Source organism: Providencia vermicola, from assembly GCF_010748935.1.
In the GTDB taxonomy this organism is placed as follows: domain Bacteria; phylum Pseudomonadota; class Gammaproteobacteria; order Enterobacterales; family Enterobacteriaceae; genus Providencia; species Providencia zhejiangensis.
In genome coordinates this window covers 181,991-200,839 of the sequence record NZ_CP048796.1, presented here as the reverse complement: position 1 = coordinate 200,839, position 18,849 = coordinate 181,991, and the positions used below count along the sequence as shown (strand labels likewise).

At 42.3% G+C, this 18,849-nt stretch carries 15 protein-coding genes; 11 read left to right on the top strand and 4 right to left on the bottom strand.

The annotated features are described in order from the left end of the window. Positions 1-217 precede the first annotated feature (217 nt). Together G3341_RS00865 and G3341_RS00860 are read left to right on the top strand one after the other, a co-directional pair. Positions 218-2,263, top strand: a complete 2,046-nt coding sequence (locus G3341_RS00865) for a TonB-dependent receptor domain-containing protein (protein ID WP_163860505.1) — start codon at positions 218-220, stop codon at positions 2,261-2,263. A 59-nt stretch (positions 2,264-2,322) separates the two neighbouring features. Then, positions 2,323-3,285, top strand: a complete 963-nt coding sequence (locus G3341_RS00860) for an alpha/beta hydrolase (protein ID WP_244316463.1) — start codon at positions 2,323-2,325, stop codon at positions 3,283-3,285. Positions 3,286-3,307: 22 nt separating this feature from the next. Here G3341_RS00860 and G3341_RS00855 read toward each other — a convergent pair whose 3' ends face one another. Further along, a complete protein-coding gene (locus G3341_RS00855) occupies positions 3,308-4,243 on the bottom strand; it encodes a LysR substrate-binding domain-containing protein (protein ID WP_154622185.1) in 936 nt (311 codons plus the stop codon). Between the two features lie 750 nt (positions 4,244-4,993). On the opposite strand from G3341_RS00855, the gene G3341_RS00850 reads away from it, so the two are divergent. From G3341_RS00850 to G3341_RS00820, 7 genes are all read left to right on the top strand, one after another. After that, positions 4,994-5,590: an ankyrin repeat domain-containing protein gene (locus tag G3341_RS00850; protein WP_163860504.1), complete on the top strand. Its 597-nt coding sequence runs from the start codon at positions 4,994-4,996 to the stop codon at positions 5,588-5,590. Positions 5,591-5,608: 18 nt separating this feature from the next. Then, on the top strand, positions 5,609-6,532 hold the full coding sequence (locus G3341_RS00845) for a DUF2877 domain-containing protein (protein ID WP_163860503.1): 924 nt from the start codon (positions 5,609-5,611) through the stop codon (positions 6,530-6,532). Next, complete coding sequence (fdrA, locus tag G3341_RS00840) at positions 6,522-8,072, top strand: acyl-CoA synthetase FdrA (RefSeq protein WP_163860502.1); 1,551 nt, start codon at positions 6,522-6,524, stop codon at positions 8,070-8,072. The genes G3341_RS00845 and fdrA overlap by 11 nt, the downstream gene beginning before the upstream one ends. After that, positions 8,072-9,487, top strand: coding sequence for a DUF1116 domain-containing protein (locus G3341_RS00835; protein WP_154623676.1), 1,416 nt, complete (start codon positions 8,072-8,074; stop codon positions 9,485-9,487). The genes fdrA and G3341_RS00835 overlap by 1 nt, the downstream gene beginning before the upstream one ends. Before the next feature lie 123 nt (positions 9,488-9,610). Continuing rightward, positions 9,611-11,173, top strand: coding sequence for a xanthine permease (locus G3341_RS00830; protein ID WP_154623677.1), 1,563 nt, complete (start codon positions 9,611-9,613; stop codon positions 11,171-11,173). A 71-nt stretch (positions 11,174-11,244) separates the two neighbouring features. After that, the gene (locus G3341_RS00825; protein WP_154623678.1) at positions 11,245-12,195 is read left to right on the top strand and encodes a carbamate kinase family protein; all 951 of its coding nucleotides are present in this window, start codon (positions 11,245-11,247) and stop codon (positions 12,193-12,195) included. A gap of 62 nt (positions 12,196-12,257) precedes the next feature. Continuing rightward, entirely contained in the window at positions 12,258-13,634 is a 1,377-nt protein-coding gene (locus G3341_RS00820; RefSeq protein WP_154623679.1) for an amidohydrolase family protein, read from the top strand. Positions 13,635-13,690: 56 nt separating this feature from the next. Here the strand turns inward: G3341_RS00820 and G3341_RS00815 are convergent, their stop codons facing one another. Next, entirely contained in the window at positions 13,691-14,278 is a 588-nt protein-coding gene (locus G3341_RS00815; RefSeq protein ID WP_154623686.1) for an RBBP9/YdeN family alpha/beta hydrolase, read from the bottom strand. Positions 14,279-14,457: 179 nt separating this feature from the next. Here G3341_RS00815 and G3341_RS00810 point away from each other — a divergent pair, with 179 nt between their 5' ends. Continuing rightward, positions 14,458-15,270, top strand: a complete 813-nt coding sequence (locus G3341_RS00810; protein WP_244316462.1) for a hypothetical protein — start codon at positions 14,458-14,460, stop codon at positions 15,268-15,270. 51 nt (positions 15,271-15,321) lie between these two features. Here G3341_RS00810 and uxuA read toward each other — a convergent pair whose 3' ends face one another. Both uxuA and G3341_RS00800 read right to left on the bottom strand, forming a co-directional pair. Further along, positions 15,322-16,512, bottom strand: coding sequence for a mannonate dehydratase (uxuA, locus tag G3341_RS00805; protein WP_154623681.1), 1,191 nt, complete (start codon positions 16,510-16,512; stop codon positions 15,322-15,324). A gap of 44 nt (positions 16,513-16,556) precedes the next feature. Next, entirely contained in the window at positions 16,557-17,867 is a 1,311-nt protein-coding gene (locus G3341_RS00800; protein WP_163860500.1) for an MFS transporter, read from the bottom strand. A gap of 215 nt (positions 17,868-18,082) precedes the next feature. Between G3341_RS00800 and G3341_RS00795 the strand changes: the two genes are divergently transcribed. Then, positions 18,083-18,799 carry a FadR/GntR family transcriptional regulator gene (locus G3341_RS00795; RefSeq protein WP_154623683.1) on the top strand — a complete coding sequence of 239 codons (717 nt, stop codon included), beginning with the start codon at positions 18,083-18,085 and terminating at the stop codon, positions 18,797-18,799. Positions 18,800-18,849 lie beyond the last annotated feature (50 nt).

Here is an 18,849-nt window from a genome sequence, read left to right as displayed (position 1 = left end):
TTTAATTCTATTATCATTAACCTATTCACCATTGTGTAAATACTCAATAACACTGAGGTTACTCTTTATTTATCATTTTACTTCATACCTGTTAATAAACTTTTAATTTTATAGAATCCGCCAATCTCATATTTATTTCTTGTCTATTTCAGTGGTAACATCTGTATAGTTTATGATTATTACTCTCATTTGCATTTGTGTTTTACTAGGGGATTTTATGTCTATTCACTGCCACTACACACGTCTAGCAGCCGCGGTTATTGCCGCCATCTCATCTTTTAATGCGCTCGCTCAAGAAGACTCAGATAAAATGATTGTTTCTGCATCTGGTTACTCACAACAGTTACGCGATGCCCCTGCAAGTATTACGGTTATCTCAAAAGAACAACTCCAGAACAAACCGGTACGCGACTTAGCTGATGCAGTTAAAGATGTAGAAGGTGTCAGTATTGTCGGTAGTGCCAATAAGCAAGATATCAATATTCGTGGTTTACCCGGCGAATATACTTTAATACTGGTAGATGGACGCCGCCAAAATAGCCGTGAATCACGCCCAAATGGTAGTGGTGGTTTTGAAGCCGGTTTTATGCCACCAGTGGAAGCGATTGAACGTATTGAAGTGATTCGAGGTCCGATGTCCTCTCTATATGGCTCAGATGCAATGGGTGGCGTTATCAATATCATTACCAAAAAAGTCACTAATGAGTGGCATGGTAATGTCGCCATTGGTGGTATTTTGCAAGAAAACAGCGAAAGCGGCGATTCGACTGATGGCAATTTTTACCTATCAGGGCCGCTGGTCAACGATAAATTAGGCTTACAGCTGTACGGAGGTGGTGACTATCGTCAAGAAGACAAAATTACCGACGGCCATAACAAACGTGATAATCGTAGTCTCACCGCCAAGCTAACGTTTACTCCTCTGGATAACCAAACCTTTTTGCTTGAGGCGGGTAGAACCACCCAAGAACGTGACTCGACACCGGGTAAATCACTTGCCGAATATACAATGCGTGGTGAGTCAAAACAGAAAAATACTAAAACAGAGCTCCACAATAACCGAAATCACTTTGCTTTAACCTATAAAGGGGATTGGGATCTCGTTAACACCGAATTAAGTGTTTACCAAGAACAAACTAAACGCCATACCAAGTCAGAAGTCAAAGATAGCGCGGGTGATTACCATTTTGTCTATGAAGCTCGTGTGCCTGAAATCACCAATACTGTTGTCGATGGAAAAGTGGTCGCTTTCCTTCCTGATAATATCATGACTGTCGGTGGACAATTCCAACATGCTAAATTAAAAGACACTTCAGCAACAGGAAAAAAAACAACGGAAGATACGACGCTCAGTGCTGACCAATATGCCTTCTTTATTGAAGATGAGTTTACGGCAACAGAAAACCTTATCCTGACTGGCGGGTTACGATTAGACCATCATGAATTTTATGGTAACCACTGGAATCCTCGTGGTTATGCTATCTATTATCTCACTGACGAAATCACCATTAAAGGTGGCGTATCACAAGCCTTCCGTGCCCCAACACTACGTGAAGTGAGCCCAAACTATGGAACATCAACCGAAAAAGGGGAAGGAATTATTTATGGTAATAAAGACCTGAAACCAGAAAAAAGCCTGAGTGAAGAGATCAGCATTGCCTATGACCACGAGTCAGGTTTCAATGCGAGCCTTACGCTCTTTAATACTGATTTTAAAAATAAACTCACCAGTTACTACACAGGTGAACCGGATCCAATTACAGGTCTAAAACTCTACACTTATGACAACGTAGGTAAAGCCAATATCAAAGGTGTCGAAGTCGCGACAGGTATTCCTCTAGCAGAAGATTGGAAACTTAGCTTAAACTACACTTATGTTGATTCAGAGCGTAAAAGTGATGATGAAAAGCTAAGCAATGGCATATCTTTGAAAGGCTATCCATTGGATAAGACACCAAAACACACCGCTAATGCCAAACTCGATTGGCAATATAGTGAAGACTTGAATCTATACACTCGTGCACATTATGAAGGTAAGCAAATCTGGGCGGCACAGCGTAATGGCTATACGGCACCGCGCTACCGTAGCGGCTACACTACAATGGATGTAGGCATGACTTATCAGTTACTTAAAAATACCAAGCTCAATTTAGCCGTATTGAATATCGCTAATGAAAAAGGTCCTAAGATTGACACAAATGGTGGCAACTGGGATGTTGAAGATGGACGCCGTTACTGGGCCAACGTCAATGTGAGCTTTTAATTTATTTTAACTATTTTAGGTGGATATCAAGCAAGTTTTCTCCGTCATTTGAGTGCGAGTTGGCGAAGAGCCAAAAAGACAATCAATTAAAGAATATCCTTGCTCGGTATCCGCTTTCATCGATGTTGTTTTCACAAACTATGCTAAATCAATTAATTATTTCGAGTTTATTACTCTCAATCAGCTTAATAACACCCGCCGCTGCTCGTCCATCGCAAAAGATCCCCGAGTTAGATGAGCAAGTGAGTCAGTTTTATGCTGTTCAGCATCATGACATGACCAACGAAAATTCGGCTAACGAAAAGCGTCGCTATCGAATTTTTAGCGCAGTTCCTCATTCTGCTGGAACAACAAGGCCTATTTTGTATATGCTTGATGGTAATGGATTATTTCCGTTAGCTGTGAATCGCGCAATCCAAACACTCCCAGCGGATAAATTGCCTATTATTATTGGTATCGGTTACCCAACCGATGAGGCTTTTCCCAAGAAATTACGCGACTACGATTATACTCCCCGCGTTTCCGGTGATGCGTTTACACACGGCGGAGGCGCCGATGAACTGTATCAGTTCCTCGATCAACAAATTCGTCCTTGGGCTGAGCAAAACTTCACTTTTGATAAACAAAGACAAACGCTATTTGGTCACTCCTTCGGTGGACTATTTACTTTGATGGCTTATCAAAATCACCCGACAGCGTTTCAATCCTTTGTGTCAGCCAGCCCCTCATTATGGTGGGGAAAAGGTGAAATGATAAATAGGGATAAACTGACCCAAGAACACAATGCAGCGCCTTTATTTATTACCTTGGGGGGTTTAGAGGAGAAGCCTGATTTATCACGCCTTAGTGAAGAGCAGATTAAACATTATCAATCCCGTTCTAGTTGGATTACTGCACGCCAATTGTGCACTGAAATTGCAAACCACGGGCGCCATTGTCAGTTTTCTCTCTACCCAGACAAAACGCATGGTAGCGTGATCCCTGATGCGATTTATAAAGCGCTACTCGTTGCGACGGAATAAATTCTAGTACCGCATAACGGACTTAGTGGCTAATGGGTTTAAGCAGATCACTGTATAGCTTGGCCAAGATACCATTGGCAGTGAATTCTTTACGGATCCATTGTGTCACTAATCCTGTTGCAGAGTGTTGGGTCGCGAGTAACATATGCGAATCTTGTCTTGGATTTTGAATCTGTTTGATAACCAATAGGCCATTTTTAACGTGTTCTTTAACCATATAATCAGGTAAAAAACCAATCCCTTCCCCTAATATCTGACACTGGCATTTCGTATTAAAATCGGGTACCTGAATAGCCTCTTGACCATGCAACAGCCAACCAACCCGTTTATTGATAGTGAGTGCGGTATCTTCAACCATAATATTTGGATATAAACGTAGCTGACTTTCTGCGATAGGTTCAGGCATCAATGCTAATGGATGAGTCGCAGAGATCGCAAATTGCCAGTGGATAGCCCCAATTTCAGTGTAATCAATTCCCCCACCATCCATTAGTGTGCCTGGTGCGCCAATCGCAATATCCGACAAATTGTTAATAATGGCATCCCATACGCCGTTATACACCTCAGTCGTGACTGTAATTTGGCAAGTTGGAAACTGTTTTTTAAGGATTTGCAGCAGCTTCGCCGTATGATAAGGCGTATACAGCAGCTGATTAATACAGATCCGTACACGGGCTTCAATCCCCTGTTCAATGGAATAAATACTCTTCTTAATAAGATGAAAGTTATTCAATAAATCAGTTGCTTTACGGTAAAAATAATAGCCTGCTTCGGTTAACTCAATATTACGCGTATCCCGGATAAACAACACAACATCTAAATAGGTTTCGATACGTTTTATCGTATAACTGACGGCGGAGGTGGTTATTCCTAACTCTTCTGCTGCTTTACTAAAGCTCGCATATTTAGCTGCTGTCGTGTAAGTCAGTAAGTTTTCTTCGGTAAATATAGAGTTCATACTGGTGTCCAAAATAGGCTTAAAATCAATCAAAATAAAAAGTTATAATCAAAATACTTCGCATTACAGTTAAGCAACAAAAGATGGATAGCTTACGGTTGATAACTGGTGTGTGTGAGCATCCGCAACAATAACGTAACTTGAAGTATGACGAATATATGTGAATTATATTTAATAACCCGTAATTTTAGGTTATTTATCAAGCATTTTTTCAAGGTTAACAGAAATCGGCATACATACCGAGCGATAAAAAATTTTTGCTTTTTTGGCAAAAACCGATGTAATACGAAACCAACTATTTATAACCAAAATAGCTAATCTTATTGAAATGAATAATAAAAAATTCTATTAACAATCTCGCTGATCTCGATCAACTCTTTTACATTGTTAACAGTTTAAAAACTTTTAATTTGAGTTATATCACAAAATTGATTAAATCCTTTTTTCCCCTTCTCATTAGCAAACAAAATTTCATTATATTGCTTATTTTTTATCCAAAAACACGGCAAAAGCGACAAAAAATCATGCTATCACGCACAAAAAATCGTTATTGTTGATTTAAAATCAACAATAAAAGTAGCTATTGATGAATTAATTTTAAATGGATTCTATTTATCTCACCTGCTTGCTATGCTTAATTCATCATAAATATGCCCATAACGCTTCATTTACTTGGGTCACATTTAAATATTGTCTTTATCTATTTCGTTATTTGATGCTGAAATCAAATAATTTAATAAGGGGAAAAACATGACATTAGAGCAAGAGTTTTTATCCGCAGCAGAACAAGGCAACCTAGATTTATTAAAAAACTGCCTGAAAAAGGGCGTTGATATCAATACAACCAACCGCCAAGGCCGTACTGCTATTGTGAATGCAAGTCTCAATAAACATTATGAGTGTGTGACTTTCCTGATTAATGCAGGTGCAGATATTAATAAACAAGACCAAACATGTTTTAATCCTTTTTTATTAAGTTGCTTAAATAATGATTTAACATTACTACGCATCGTACTCCCCGCTAAGCCAAACCTTGATTTATTGACTCGCTTTGGTGGTGTGGGCATCACGCCTGCAAGCGAAAAAGGCCATGTCGACATTGTGCAAGAATTGCTCGAAAAAACAGATATTAATGTTAACCACACAAACTTTGTCGGTTGGACACCACTACTGGAAGCGATCGTGCTGAATGATGGCGGTGAAAAACAGCAGCAGATTGTCAAAATGTTGCTAGAGCACGGTGCCAACCCGCATATGACCGACAAATACGGTAAAAAACCATTAGAGTTAGCGCGCGAAAAAGGCTATCACGAAATTGCTGAATTATTGATAGCAGCCGGTGCATAGTGCATTACAAGGAGGCTTGTGAATAACATCAAGACTCAACGACAACAACTGCATGGACTCTCGGCTGATATAACATTTTTCAATCTGTTAAATCAGCCTTCATTATCAGGCCACATAGAACAGGTTTTCCGTAAGGCGATCAATATTTCGATTAATCATTCACTTTTTACCTTACTGAGCTCCGAATTAGATAATGCCCCTAACAGTTGTCGATTATTGAATAGTGATCTTTCTCAATTAAATATCAAAGAAGGAGAAAACGTTTATTTATCGGATAAAAAAATTTATTTTGGCGACCATTACTTTCTGTCATTCTCTTTATGTCATCAATGGCAGCCTAATAATATTAGTTTTATTCCAGAGAAAATAAATAGCGACGACTATTTTACATTTTTAAATTTTAATATTAATGAAATAGATAAACTATTGAATAAAAGTGGTCACGCTTTATTGAGTTATCATGGGTGTAATTTATTTTATTCTAGTCTCGCTAACAAATTAAATTTATTACGTAACGAATTAATCGATTCATTAAAGAAAGCAGAGCATCAAAACTTGCCTGTTATTATCCAACAATTTGTTGGGCTCGGGATTGGTCTTACTCCTTCAGGGGATGACTATTTAGTTGGATTAATGGCGTTTTTATTACTCAAGCATCACCCAGCACAGCATCTACACCCTTTTTTTGAACAAGGTATCCGCCGTGCCAAAGATGCCACCACTAAAATTAGTGCTATCACCTTAGAAAAGGCGCTCAATCGCGAATATAGAGAAAACTTGCTGCAACTTATTCAGATGTTAGTAACAGCAGATGAGAGAAATATTTATCCGCAGTATCAAAAGATTTTAGATATCGGGTCTAGTTCGGGTAGCGACATGTTATTTGGCATTCGTGATGCTTTGTACCTTACCCATTATTTTGGAGAAAAGTATGTCGACTAAAGTTGTCATCAAAAAGAATACCTATTTTGATTCTGTATCATTGATGTCTATTTCCACAAAAGCTAACCAACTCGACAACGTTGAGCAGGCATTTGTGGCCATGGCAACAGAAATGAATAAAGGTGTACTGAAAAACCTAGGGTTATTATCCGCTGAATTGGAAGCAGCCAAAAACGGCGACTTGATGATTGTCATTAAAGGCACAAGTGATGAAGCAAATGAAGCAACACTCATCGCGATTGAAGAGCTGTTCAATAAGAAAAACCAAGGTGGCTCACAACATGAAGCTAAATATGCCACGATTCATTCCGCACATAGCCACATCCCAGACAGCAACCTAGCGGTCATTTCTGTTAATGGTCAATTTGCTGCTCGTGAAGCACGCATCGCACTTGAAAATGATCTTAACGTCATGCTGTTCTCTGATAATGTCTCAATCGATGATGAATTCGCGTTAAAACAACTCGCTAGCAGTAAAGGCCTATTGATGATGGGTCCGGATTGCGGTACTGCAATCATCAATGGTGCAGCACTATGCTTTGGCAATAGCGTTCGTCGCGGTAGTATCGGTATTATCGGTGCATCCGGAACAGGCAGCCAAGAGCTCAGTGTCCGTATTCATGAATTTGGCGCTGGGATTTCACAACTGATCGGAACGGGTGGTCGTGATCTCAGTGAAAAGATCGGCGGGATCATGATGATTGATGCGCTGAAAATGCTGGATGAGGATGATGAAACTCAAGTAATCGTCTTAGTTTCTAAACCACCAGCGGCGGCCGTTGCCAAAAAAGTCTTAACTCAAGCAGAAAAATGCCACAAACCGGTTGTCGTTTGTTTTCTCGGTAATCAACCCACGCCAGAAGATAAACCCGGTTTAAGCTTCGCAAAAGGAACTAAAGAGGCGGCACTAAAAGCGGTGCTTCTCACTGGCGTCAAAGAAGAAGAGTTGGATTTGCATTCGTTGAATTGGCCTCTAATTGAAGAAGTGAGAGCAAAACTATCACCCACACAAAAATATATTCGCGGCCTTTTTTGTGGCGGCACGTTATGTGATGAAGCCATGTTTGCTGCACTCGAAAAATATGATGATGTCTACAGTAATATTCAACCGAACCCTGATTACCGCTTAAAAGATCTCAACAAAAGTGTTGCCCATACTTTCCTTGACTTTGGTGATGATGATTTTACCAATGGCAAACCTCACCCAATGATCGACCCAACCAACCGCATAGAGCGTTTACTGCAAGAAGCGCGCGACCCTGAAGTCGGTGTTATCGTCATGGACTTTGTTCTGGGTTACGGCTCTCATGCAGACCCTGTTGGGGTGATGATTGATGCTATCAAAGCAGCAAAAGAGATTGCGAAACAAGATAACCGTGAACTGGTGATCCTCGGGTATGTTTTAGGCACTGATCAAGATACACCATCAATGGATGCACAGGTGAAAATGCTCACTGATGCAGGTGTCATTTGGGCGAGTAGTAGCACCAACACCGGTTTGTTAGCGCGTGAATTTGTCTGGAAAGGGGAGAAAGCATAATGACTTCATTATTTAAACAACCATTAAATGTGATTAATGTGGGCATTGAAATGTTTAGCGATGACCTGAAAAAACAACATGTTCCCGTAACACATTTGAATTGGACACCGCCTGGGCAAGGTAACGTTGCCGTCATCCGTGCACTAGACAAAATTGAAAGTAACGCCGCATTACAAGAAAAGATTGCAGCGGCTAACGCGCAAGCCTTGGAACGTATCATTCAATCACAACCGATGTTGGTCGGCTATGATCAAGCCATTAATGTTGTACCAGGAATGACCAAGAATACTATTTTACACGCAGGTCCTCCTGTTGAGTGGAAAGACATGTGCGGTGCGATGAAAGGCGCGGTGACAGGCGCATTAGTATTTGAAGGTCTAGCGAAAGATTTAGCGGATGCTGAACGTGTTGCCGCTTCTGGTGAGATCATTTTCTCCCCTTGTCACGAACACGACTGTGTAGGCTCCATGGCGGGAGTGACCTCTGCCTCCATGTTTATGCACATTGTTGAAAACAAAACGTATGGTAATCGCGCTTTCACTAACCTTAGTGAGCAAATGGCAAAAATTTTGCGGATGGGGGCCAATGACCAAAGTGTTATCGACCGCTTGAACTGGATGCGTGATGTTTTAGGTCCAATGCTACGTGACGCGATGAAGCTCGCTGGTGAAATAGACCTGCGCTTAATGTTAGCGCAAGCCCTGCATATGGGGGATGAATGTCATAACCGTAATAATGCAGGCACCACACTGCTCATCCAAGCATTAACACCGTATATCATCCAAACTGATTTTTCTGTTGCTCAACAAAAAGAAGTATTTGATTTTGTGGCAAGTAGTGATTATTTCTCAGGCCCAACTTGGATGGCGATGTGTAAAGCAGCAATGGATGCGGCACATGGTATCGAATACAGCACCGTCGTCACGACCATGGCACGTAACGGTTATGAGTTCGGTTTACGTATCAGTGGGCTACCGGGCCAATGGTTTACGGGTCCATCGCAACAAGTGATTGGTCCTATGTTTGCAGGTTATAAACCTGAAGACTCTGGCCTCGATATTGGAGACTCCGCAATTACTGAGACTTATGGTATTGGTGGCTTCGCCATGGCAACAGCGCCTGCCATTGTTGCTCTCGTCGGAGGTACCGTTGAAGAAGCTATTGATTTTTCAAGGCAGATGCGTGAAATCACTTTAGGTGAAAACCCAAATGTGACGATTCCTCTGCTTGGCTTTATGGGTATTCCTACTGCCATTGATATCACTAAGGTTGCCGCCAGCGGTATCCTTCCGGTCATCAATACCGCAATTGCCCATAAAGATGCAGGTATCGGTATGATTGGGGCGGGTATTGTTCACCCTCCGTTTGATTGCTTTGAAAAAGCGATGTTGTCTTACGCCGAAAAATACGCCTAGTCACACAGATAATAAGCCCAACTTCGGTTGGGCAATCCAGACTAATGAGTTGTGATTCACCAGAGCAAATAGGGTTTTTAATTATGACTGCCCCCGCAGTCTCTTCTTTGAAGGATACATTCCATGAGTGTAACGAAACTAAAGTGGAAACGTGGTGACTGGGCGGCCTACTTCGGGCTAATGACCAATAACTTAACTAATCTGCTCACAATGATGGGGCTACTGATCTTTGTCGTCGGTATCCCAAAAGATATTGTTTATGGACGTATTGCACCCGCTTTTGGTTTTGCCGTCTTACTTGCGAGTGTCAGCTATGCTTATTTTGGGCAGCAACTTGCCAAACAAACTGGGCGCGACGATGTTACCGCACTACCGTCTGGCCCAAGTGCACCCTCTATTTTTACCGTCACCTTTTTAGTCATCATGCCAGTCTATCAAACTACGCAAAATGCGGAGTTTGCCATTCAGATTGCGCTGGTTTGGTGTTTTGTGGAATCAATGATCCTTGTTGGTGGCTCATTCCTCGGTGAAACGATCCGTAAAATGATCCCTCGCACTGTCTTGCTTTCCTGTTTATCTGGGCTAGGTTTGCTGTTACTGGCCATGAACCCAATGCTACAAGCATTTGAAGCCCCGACTGTCTCATTTATCGTTTTACTGCTCATCTTTATCAACTGGTTTGGTAAAAAACCGATCTTTGCCCGTATACCAACAGGCTTATTGCTTCTGATCGCAGGTACCGTATTGGCATGGATTTCAGGATTACAAAGCCCTGCTGCGATTAAATCCTCCGTCGAGTCATTTGGATTTAACCCACCAGGCATCCATATTGATAGCTTTTTACAAGGTCTACCGCACGCGCTGCCTTACTTAGCTTCCGCGGTTCCATTAGGCTTAGCAAACTATATCTTTGACCTCGAAAATATTGAAAGTGCCCACGCTGCTGGTGATGAATACAATACACGTAAGGTCATGCTAGCCAATGGTTTATCATCAACTGTAGGTTGCTTTATGGGGAACCCATTCCCCGTGACGGTGTACGTAGGTCATGCGGGTTGGAAAGCCATGGGAGCCAGTATTGGCTATACGTTAGCTTCTGGGATCACTATGTTCATCGTTCCGTTATTTGGTTTGGGGGCTTTCATGTTAGCCATTATTCCAATGACAGCGATCGTACCTATTCTGGTATTTATCGGGGTTGTTACGGCGAACCAAGTGGTGCGAGAAACACCCAAGATTGAAGTCCCCGTTATCTTTATTTGTTTATTCCCTTGGATTGCCAACTGGGCACTGACCATGATGAATAGCATGATGGGAGCAGCAGGGACTTCAGCGGCGCAGATCGGAACCGATGTATTGTTGAGCAAAGGGGTGTATTACCAAGGTCTCGTACACCTCGGCAATGGTGCACCGCTAGCCAGTATGCTGTGGGGCTGTATTGCTATCTTCGCCATTCTTAATCAACCACTACGTGGTGCAATTGCTGCTGCCGTCGGCGCACTACTCGTATTCTTCGGAATCATTCATTCGCCAATGGTAGGAATAGCACAAGGCTCAGCCTTGATGTTTGTATACGCTTACCTCATGATGGCGGGCTTATTTGTCATGAAATACTTTTTGGATAAAGGCAAAACAACAGAAGAGCAACAACCTGAAAAAGCTGAAAAAATCAGTAAATCAGTGTGATGCCACTAACCTCCGATTGTCGGTGTGCCTAGCACACCGACTCTAACACTCTGTATCAGGATACAATAACAATGAAAGAACTCGTGGTTGTTGCCATCGGGGGCAACAGTATTATCAAAGATAACAACAGCCAGTCGATTGATTCTCAAGAAAAAGCCGTACAAGAAGTGGCTACCCATATCTGTGACATGCTTGAAGGAAACTATAATATCGTTTTAACTCATGGAAATGGGCCACAAGTCGGATTGGATTTACGCCGCGCCGAAATCGCACATACCGTTGAAGGGCTACCTTTGACACCATTAGCCAATTGTGTCGCCGATACCCAAGGGGGAATTGGTTATTTAATCCAACAAGCACTGACTAACGCATTGGTGACGCGCCATAATCGTCAAGCGGTCACTGTAGTCACTCAAGTTGAAGTCGACAAAAATGATCCCAATTTTCAATCGCCAACCAAGCCTATAGGGGCATTTTTCAGCGCTGAACAGGCCGAGAAATTGCAACAAGCAAACCCTGATTGGCATTTTGTTGAAGACTCAGGACGTGGATACCGCCGTGTAGTCGCATCACCCGAGCCCAAAAGTGTCGTCGAATCCGCGGCTATCCGTACATTAACTGAAAATGACTATGTTGTTATTGCCGCTGGTGGTGGTGGGATCCCTGTGGTCAAAAATGGCCATGGAGGCTTTCAAAGTGTCGATGCCGTTATCGATAAAGATTTATCCACAACGCTACTCGCAAAAGAGTTACAAGCCGATATTTTGATCATCACAACAGGGGTTGAAAAAGTCTGTATTTACTTTGGAACACCAGAACAAAAGGAACTTGGAGAAACCACGACAACCGCGATGCAACGCTATATGCGTGAAGGGCATTTCCCCGCTGGAAGTATGCTACCGAAAATAGAAGCTAGCCTGTCGTTTCTCGCCAACGGTGGCAAGCGAGTGATTATTACCTCACCTGAAAAATTGCCACAAGCCTTACGCGGCGAAACAGGTACTCATATTATTCAAGGCTAACTTCACACCATTTCAGGTTGCGACGTTCAGCAACCTGAAAACTGCCTAATTAAGGAGTTTCTATGCAATCCAACAGAAGAGAGTTCCTTTCTACGAGTGCAAAACTGGCTGCGACTTGCACGCTATTTGGTGCGATGTCAGGTATTGCTATCGCTGAAACCGATTCAGTCCCATCAAGCACGACGTCAAAGATTACAGATAGCCACTATTATCTTGATAATGTGTTACTTGAGACAGGGTTTAACTATCGTGATAATACTGTCGTCGGCACGAAAACAGCGTTACACACGCTCGAGATCAAGCAAGGTAAAATCGTGGCTATCCTGCCAAATACACAACATCAGAATAGCCAATTAGCCGCATACAGTGCGAATAATAAGCTTATGCTCCCCGCTTTTCGCGATATGCATATTCACCTTGATAAAACTTTTTATGGTGGTCCTTGGCAGGCTCCTGAATCACGTGAAGGCAAAACCATACTGGATATGATTGCACTGGAGCAAAAATTACTCCCTGAGTTACAACCTTACACACAAGAGCGTGCTCACGCGCTGATCAGCTTGATCCAATCTAAGGGATCAACTATCGCGCGTAGCCATTGTAATATCGAACCCGTTTCAGGGCTTAAAAATCTTGAGGCTCTCATACAGGTTCTTGATAAACATCAGCAGGACCTAACCTGTGAAATCGTCGCTTTCCCACAACATGGCTTGCTATTATCCAAATCAGAACCTTTAATGCGTGAAGCAATGCAAGCGGGGGCACATTATGTTGGTGGACTCGATCCAACTCACGTCGATGGTGCGATGGAAAAATCACTCGATACCCTGTTCCAAATTGCATTGGATTACAATAAAGGCGTTGATATTCATCTTCATGAAACCAGCCCTGCGGGCCTAGCCGCCATTAATTATATGATTGATACTGTGGATAAAAACCGCAGTTTACGCGGTAAAGTCACTATCAGCCATGCCTTTGCTCTCGCAACGCTGACACCAGAGCAAGCCAACACCACAGCGCAGCGCCTTGCTGAGCAACAGATTAGCATCGCCACTACGGTTCCTATCGGTACATTACATATGCCATTGAAAATACTGAATGAACACGGTGTATTTGTGATGTCTGGAACCGATAGCGTTATTGACCATTGGTCTCCTTTTGGCCTAGGCGACATGTTAGAAAAAGCCAATTTATACGCTCAACTTTACACGCGCCCAGATGAACATGCTCTATCACGTTCACTCGCAATCGCGACGGGGAATACATTGCCATTGGATAACAAAGGCAAGCAAGTGTGGCCAGTTGCAGGCGACGATGCCAGCTTTGTCCTCGTGGATGCTTCTTGTTCTGCTGAAGCGGTTGCACGCATTTCACCAAGGCAAGCCAGCTTCCACAAAGGGAACTTAGCTTCCGGCTCAATTGAGAAGAGAGTAGGCTAACTGTTTGTCCAAAAAGACGGGGGTTCAACTCCCGCCGTCTTACTGGTTGGGCATCGCTAGCAACGCCAATTTTTTAACAGTGCCAATATCAGTGGAAACTCACAAAACCCTTCCCTATCGAGAAAGTGTCCTGCATTTTCCACCGTAATAACCTCTGTTTCTAAATTATCCGCTAATGTTCTCGATGACTGCGGGGAAACAATCTGATCATTATTTGAGATCACAGAAACGCGATAGTCAGCTAATGATTTCAAATAAGGGTAATCGAATATAAACTCAGTATGAGGTTTCAATTCAGGCAATGTTTTTTGCTCATCAGTAAAACCAGAAACGAAGATATAACCACCTACCCGCTGTCGCTGCTCCGCGAGGAAACGTAATACGCTAACACAACCAAGACTATGACCGATCAACACCGTATTTGTGTCCAATTTAATATTTGCATCCAGTAAAAACTGCAACCATCGTTGGGGATCAGGCGCTTGTGGATCAGGCATAGCAGGAACGAATACGCTAGCCCCACACTGCTCAAGCTGTGCTTTTAACCAAGGAAACCAATTTTTCTCAGGCGATGCCGTATAACCATGCACAATAATGACTTTTTTATTGTTTAAATTTTCATGCTGAAGATTTTCACCACTCATCATTCGGTTCCTTTTATCAGTACTGAGTAGGCTGTACATTAAGATAGCGTCAAATAAAGACCATCTATACTAAAACGTTTTCAGGTAAACCTGATGTGTTTTTTGGTAATTATCTCATTATTATTATTCAGCAAATCTTTATAATTCTCTAAAAATTAACATAAATGGATATTTTACCTGTGCAAAATAATCTTCAACTTTCAGATAAAGTTTTAAACGCCTTCCCACAACGATCACTAAAATTAACACCACTATCAGGCGATGGCGGCATGATTCGTTCGCTATTTTTGATTGTGTTCCTAGTCGTATTAACCGCATTCAGTGCGTATCAGCTACCTAACATCGCTTATGACTATAAAATTGGCCAGAATGCCGTTCCCGTTGATGCGGATATTGATGGCTCCTGCAAAACGAACTTATTGGTGATCACCAACTGTAAAGTTGAGTTGCGTTATAAACACAATGTCGTCTCCCATGACTTCACTTTCGTAGGATTGAACGGTGGAGACATTGCAGTCATGCCACTCATGGATGCGACAGATCCGTCAAAGCTAACCGTAGATGTTGCTGTCGATAATGTCATGCTTCGCTTTGTTACCACTATTGCATTAATTGGCTTATTTATTTTTTGTATCTTCTTTTTTATTCGTGCCCAAATACGCATCAGCAAAATAAGAAAAGAGTTATTATCTGTCGGGAGCCAGCCTTTGCAACTGATGGCTATCCCTGCCAAGGTCATTAATGCCAATCGACAAATCATTGCCACTTATCAGCGTGAATTGAATGGGAAACAAATATCGACAGGTTATTCAGGCAAGAAAACAAGTGCACCTATCGTTTTAGAATCAAATGGTAAAACTTATGTGCTCGCGGTGGCCAGTGCCCAGCAGAATATTCCTTATGTACTTGATTTCCCGATGCAGCGTATTCAAGCAACCCCTGAAGAAGTGCAGCATTTTCATAATGTGTTGCAGGAAGAAGGGATAATTTAATTGTTACTAAAGAGGTTGGGCTAGCCTGCCCAACCTTCCTAGCAAATGCAATTATTTTAAATCGGGGAAAAACACGCGTTTAATCGCTAATTCAACACCACGTACCTCTGCCAATCCCTTCAAACGTCCAATCGCAGAATAACCTGGATTGGTTTTCTTTTTCAGATCATCCAACATTTGATGACCGTGGTCAGGACGCATTGGAATACGACGCATGTTACCTGCTTTTTGGCGACGATTTTCTTCTGTTAAAATCGCTTTCACGACGGCAAACATATCCACATCCCCCCCTAGGTGAGCGGCCTCATGGAAGGTTTTCGGATTATCTTCCCGACAGGTTGAACGCAAATGAGTGAAATGAATACGATCACCAAATTGCTCAATCATTTTAACTAAATCGTTATCACTTCTTACACCGTAAGAACCGGTACACATGGTAAAACCATTGTGAATACTATCCACTGTATCTTTCAGCCATTGCATATCTTCAATGGTAGAAACAATCCGCGGTAACCCTAAAATTGGACGTGGTGGATCATCCGGATGAATAGCCATTTTCACACCCACTTCTTCAGCGACGGGGATAATCGCCTTTAAGAAGTACGCCATATTTTCACGTAGCTTCGCCTTGTCAATACCCGCATATGTTTTCAAATGGGCTTTAAATTGTTCAAGAGTATAGCCTTCTTCCGCCCCAGGTAAGCCCGCAATAATATTTCCAACCAGTTTATTAATATCGGCTTGGCTCATCGCTTCATAATAGGCTTTCGCTTGAGCGATTTCCTCTTGACTGTAATCTTGTTCTGCCCCCTCGCGCTGTAGCAAATACAGCTCAAATGCGGCAAATGCAATTTGGTCAAAACGTAATGCTTTTGAACCGTCTGGTAATTCATATTCTAAATCTGTGCGAGTCCAATCAAGCACGGGCATAAAGTTATAACACACGGTATCAATGCCACAGGCGGCCAAATGACGAATCGATTGTTGGTAGTTCGCAATATGCTGCTCATAATCGCCACTGTGTGTTTTGATTTCTTCATGAACAGGAATACTTTCCACGACAGACCAAACAAGGCCCGCCGCTTCAATTTCTGCTTTACGCTTTTGAATTTCTTCAATACTCCACACCTGACCATTCGGAATATGATGCAGTGCTGTCACGATGCCTGTAGCCCCTGCTTGACGTATATCACTCAAAGAAACCGGGTCATTAGGGCCATACCAACGCCATGTTTGTTCCATATCACTCACCTCAAAAATGTGGGCACCGTATCGTGCCCTTAAATTTATTGTGTAACAGTTTCTTCGATCGGTGCTTTAACGATGAAGAAGTAAGCTAATGCGCCCGCGAATGTCACCATAGAGCAAACGATTAGCGCCCAATTAAATGAACCCGTGGTGTCTAATACCCAACCAGTAACAATCGGTGCGAATGACGCAAAAATGAAGCTACCAAAGTTTTGAATACTACTGACGGAAGCGACCATTTTGCTAGGCGTCACCACTTGCACTAATCCCCAGCAAGAAGTGCCAGCAAAATGCACAAAGAACAGCGCTAAACTGATAAATGCGACCGCCATAGTGGTGGAAGTCGATTGCACAACTAAGAGCGTGCAAGCCGCGGAACAAATCAGTCCTAAACAGATTAAAATTTTGCGGCTATTCATTAATGAATAACCTTTTTTTGCTAAGCGGTCTGCCACCATGCCATTGACTAACATACCGAGCGAACCGAATAAGAATGGAATTGCGGCAACCCATCCCGTATTCGCGAGACTTAATCCCCGTTCTGCCTGTAAATACCCCGGCAACCAAGCAAGATATAGCCATCCCGTATAGTTCACACCACTGAAACCTAAAATCATTCCCCAAACAGTACGCTTTTTGAACAAGGCGCCCCACTCTTTAAGCGTCACTTTCTGTTTTGGGGTTTCATCACGGCCGGAATTGAGATATTTCAAATCGTCTTCTGACAGCTTTAATGACTCACGGTTGCGATAATACGCATACCAACAAATACCAATCAGAATGCCTGCAACCCCGATGATGATAAACATCATTCGCCAGCCAAAAGCCAACATGAGCGCAACTAAGATTGGTGGAGCAAAAGCTTGGCCAATCGTCGTAGAGGAGTTAAATATTCCCATCGGAATACCTCGCTCTTTCGCACTAAACCAATCATTAACGACCTTTACACCACTCGGCATAAAGGGCGCTTCACCCACTCCGAGGCCAATTCGTAATGCAATAAATTGCCAAAAGTTTTGGATCAAACCCGCCATGCCTTGCATTGTTGACCAAAAAATCAACCCTGCGCCTAAAACAATACGAGGTCCAAATTTATCGAGTAATAAACCTGATGGTAGCTGTGAAATACCGTAAGACAATGAAAAAGCAGATAATAAGACACCGAATTGAGTTGCTGAAAGCCCTAAATCAGCACGAATCGCTTCGTTAGCAACCGAAAGCGAACCTCGGTCAAGGAAATTAATGATCCCTGCCAAAAACAGCAGCAGTAACGAGATACGTTGAATTTTCTTAATCCTGGCGGTTTTTGCAATATTATCGGGTGTTATGTCAGATGCTGAACTCTGCATAGTTACATCCTCAAAAAAGTAATTATAATTGTATGATACCTGAATGACTGGTGGCTCGATTGTCAGGTGGTCAGGCCGGTATTATAGTTATTGAATTTGAAAAAAATTAACTTGATATGGCTCACAAATCTGTTTTTTTATCATTCAGATTAGTAGCTAACAGCGATTAGAGCGTATGATATGTGGCGATAGGATGAGAATACCGAGGAATTAACATGGCATTAGCCCCACTGAAAGTTGAACGATTGTACCGCCAGATCTCAAACCTTATTATTGAGTGTATAAAACGTGGCGATTTCAACGCAGGAGAGCCGTTGCCTTCTGAGCGAGAACTTGCAAAACAGATGGAAGTCAGCCGATCATCCATCCGTGAAGCCTTTATTGCATTAGAAATGACAGGTTGGATTGAAATTCGAGTTGGAAATGGTGTTTATGTCGCCAATCCATTACCACAGGTTGAATCTAAAAAAGAAACCGTCAGTGCAACACCAGAAAAAGATGAAACCGAATTCAGCTTACGTGATTTGTTGAAAGCGAGGCAATCTTTCGAAACTATGATTGCAGAACTCGCAGCTCGTAATGCAACAGATGAGCAATGCGCTGAATTACAAGAAATAATGAAAGATCTCATCAAGCAGAAAGACAATGACGAAAACTTTTTGCGCGAAGATAAACGTTTTCATTTGCTGATCAGTGAAATGACAGGAAATGAAGTGTTGCATAGTATGATGGAACATCTGTGGGATATGCGCCAATCAACACGTTTTATCCGCATGGAATCTCACTATGCCGATATTGATTTACCCAAAACGATGAACGAAGATCACCAATTAATCGTCAATGCGATTCTAGATAGAAATCCAAAAGAAGCAGCAAGATGCATGCATGACCACTTACAGCATGTCTATGAATGTTTCTTCAACATCGAATAACATTGATCAAAAAACGCCCCCATCTTATCGATGGGGGAGTCACCACACTT

What these genes read in the sequence shown, in the direction of transcription:
- G3341_RS00865 (WP_163860505.1), top strand. Translation starts at nt 218, where the DNA reads ATGTCTATTCACTGCCACTACACACGTCTAGCAGCCGCGGTTATTGCC.
- G3341_RS00855 (WP_154622185.1), bottom strand. Translation starts at nt 4,243, where the DNA reads ATGAACTCTATATTTACCGAAGAAAACTTACTGACTTACACGACAGCA.
- G3341_RS00850 (WP_163860504.1), top strand. Translation starts at nt 4,994, where the DNA reads ATGACATTAGAGCAAGAGTTTTTATCCGCAGCAGAACAAGGCAACCTA.
- fdrA (WP_163860502.1), top strand. Translation starts at nt 6,522, where the DNA reads ATGTCGACTAAAGTTGTCATCAAAAAGAATACCTATTTTGATTCTGTA.
- G3341_RS00835 (WP_154623676.1), top strand. Translation starts at nt 8,072, where the DNA reads ATGACTTCATTATTTAAACAACCATTAAATGTGATTAATGTGGGCATT.
- G3341_RS00830 (WP_154623677.1), top strand. Translation starts at nt 9,611, where the DNA reads ATGAGTGTAACGAAACTAAAGTGGAAACGTGGTGACTGGGCGGCCTAC.
- G3341_RS00825 (WP_154623678.1), top strand. Translation starts at nt 11,245, where the DNA reads ATGAAAGAACTCGTGGTTGTTGCCATCGGGGGCAACAGTATTATCAAA.
- G3341_RS00820 (WP_154623679.1), top strand. Translation starts at nt 12,258, where the DNA reads ATGCAATCCAACAGAAGAGAGTTCCTTTCTACGAGTGCAAAACTGGCT.
- G3341_RS00815 (WP_154623686.1), bottom strand. Translation starts at nt 14,278, where the DNA reads ATGAGTGGTGAAAATCTTCAGCATGAAAATTTAAACAATAAAAAAGTC.
- uxuA (WP_154623681.1), bottom strand. Translation starts at nt 16,512, where the DNA reads ATGGAACAAACATGGCGTTGGTATGGCCCTAATGACCCGGTTTCTTTG.
- G3341_RS00800 (WP_163860500.1), bottom strand. Translation starts at nt 17,867, where the DNA reads ATGCAGAGTTCAGCATCTGACATAACACCCGATAATATTGCAAAAACC.
- G3341_RS00795 (WP_154623683.1), top strand. Translation starts at nt 18,083, where the DNA reads ATGGCATTAGCCCCACTGAAAGTTGAACGATTGTACCGCCAGATCTCA.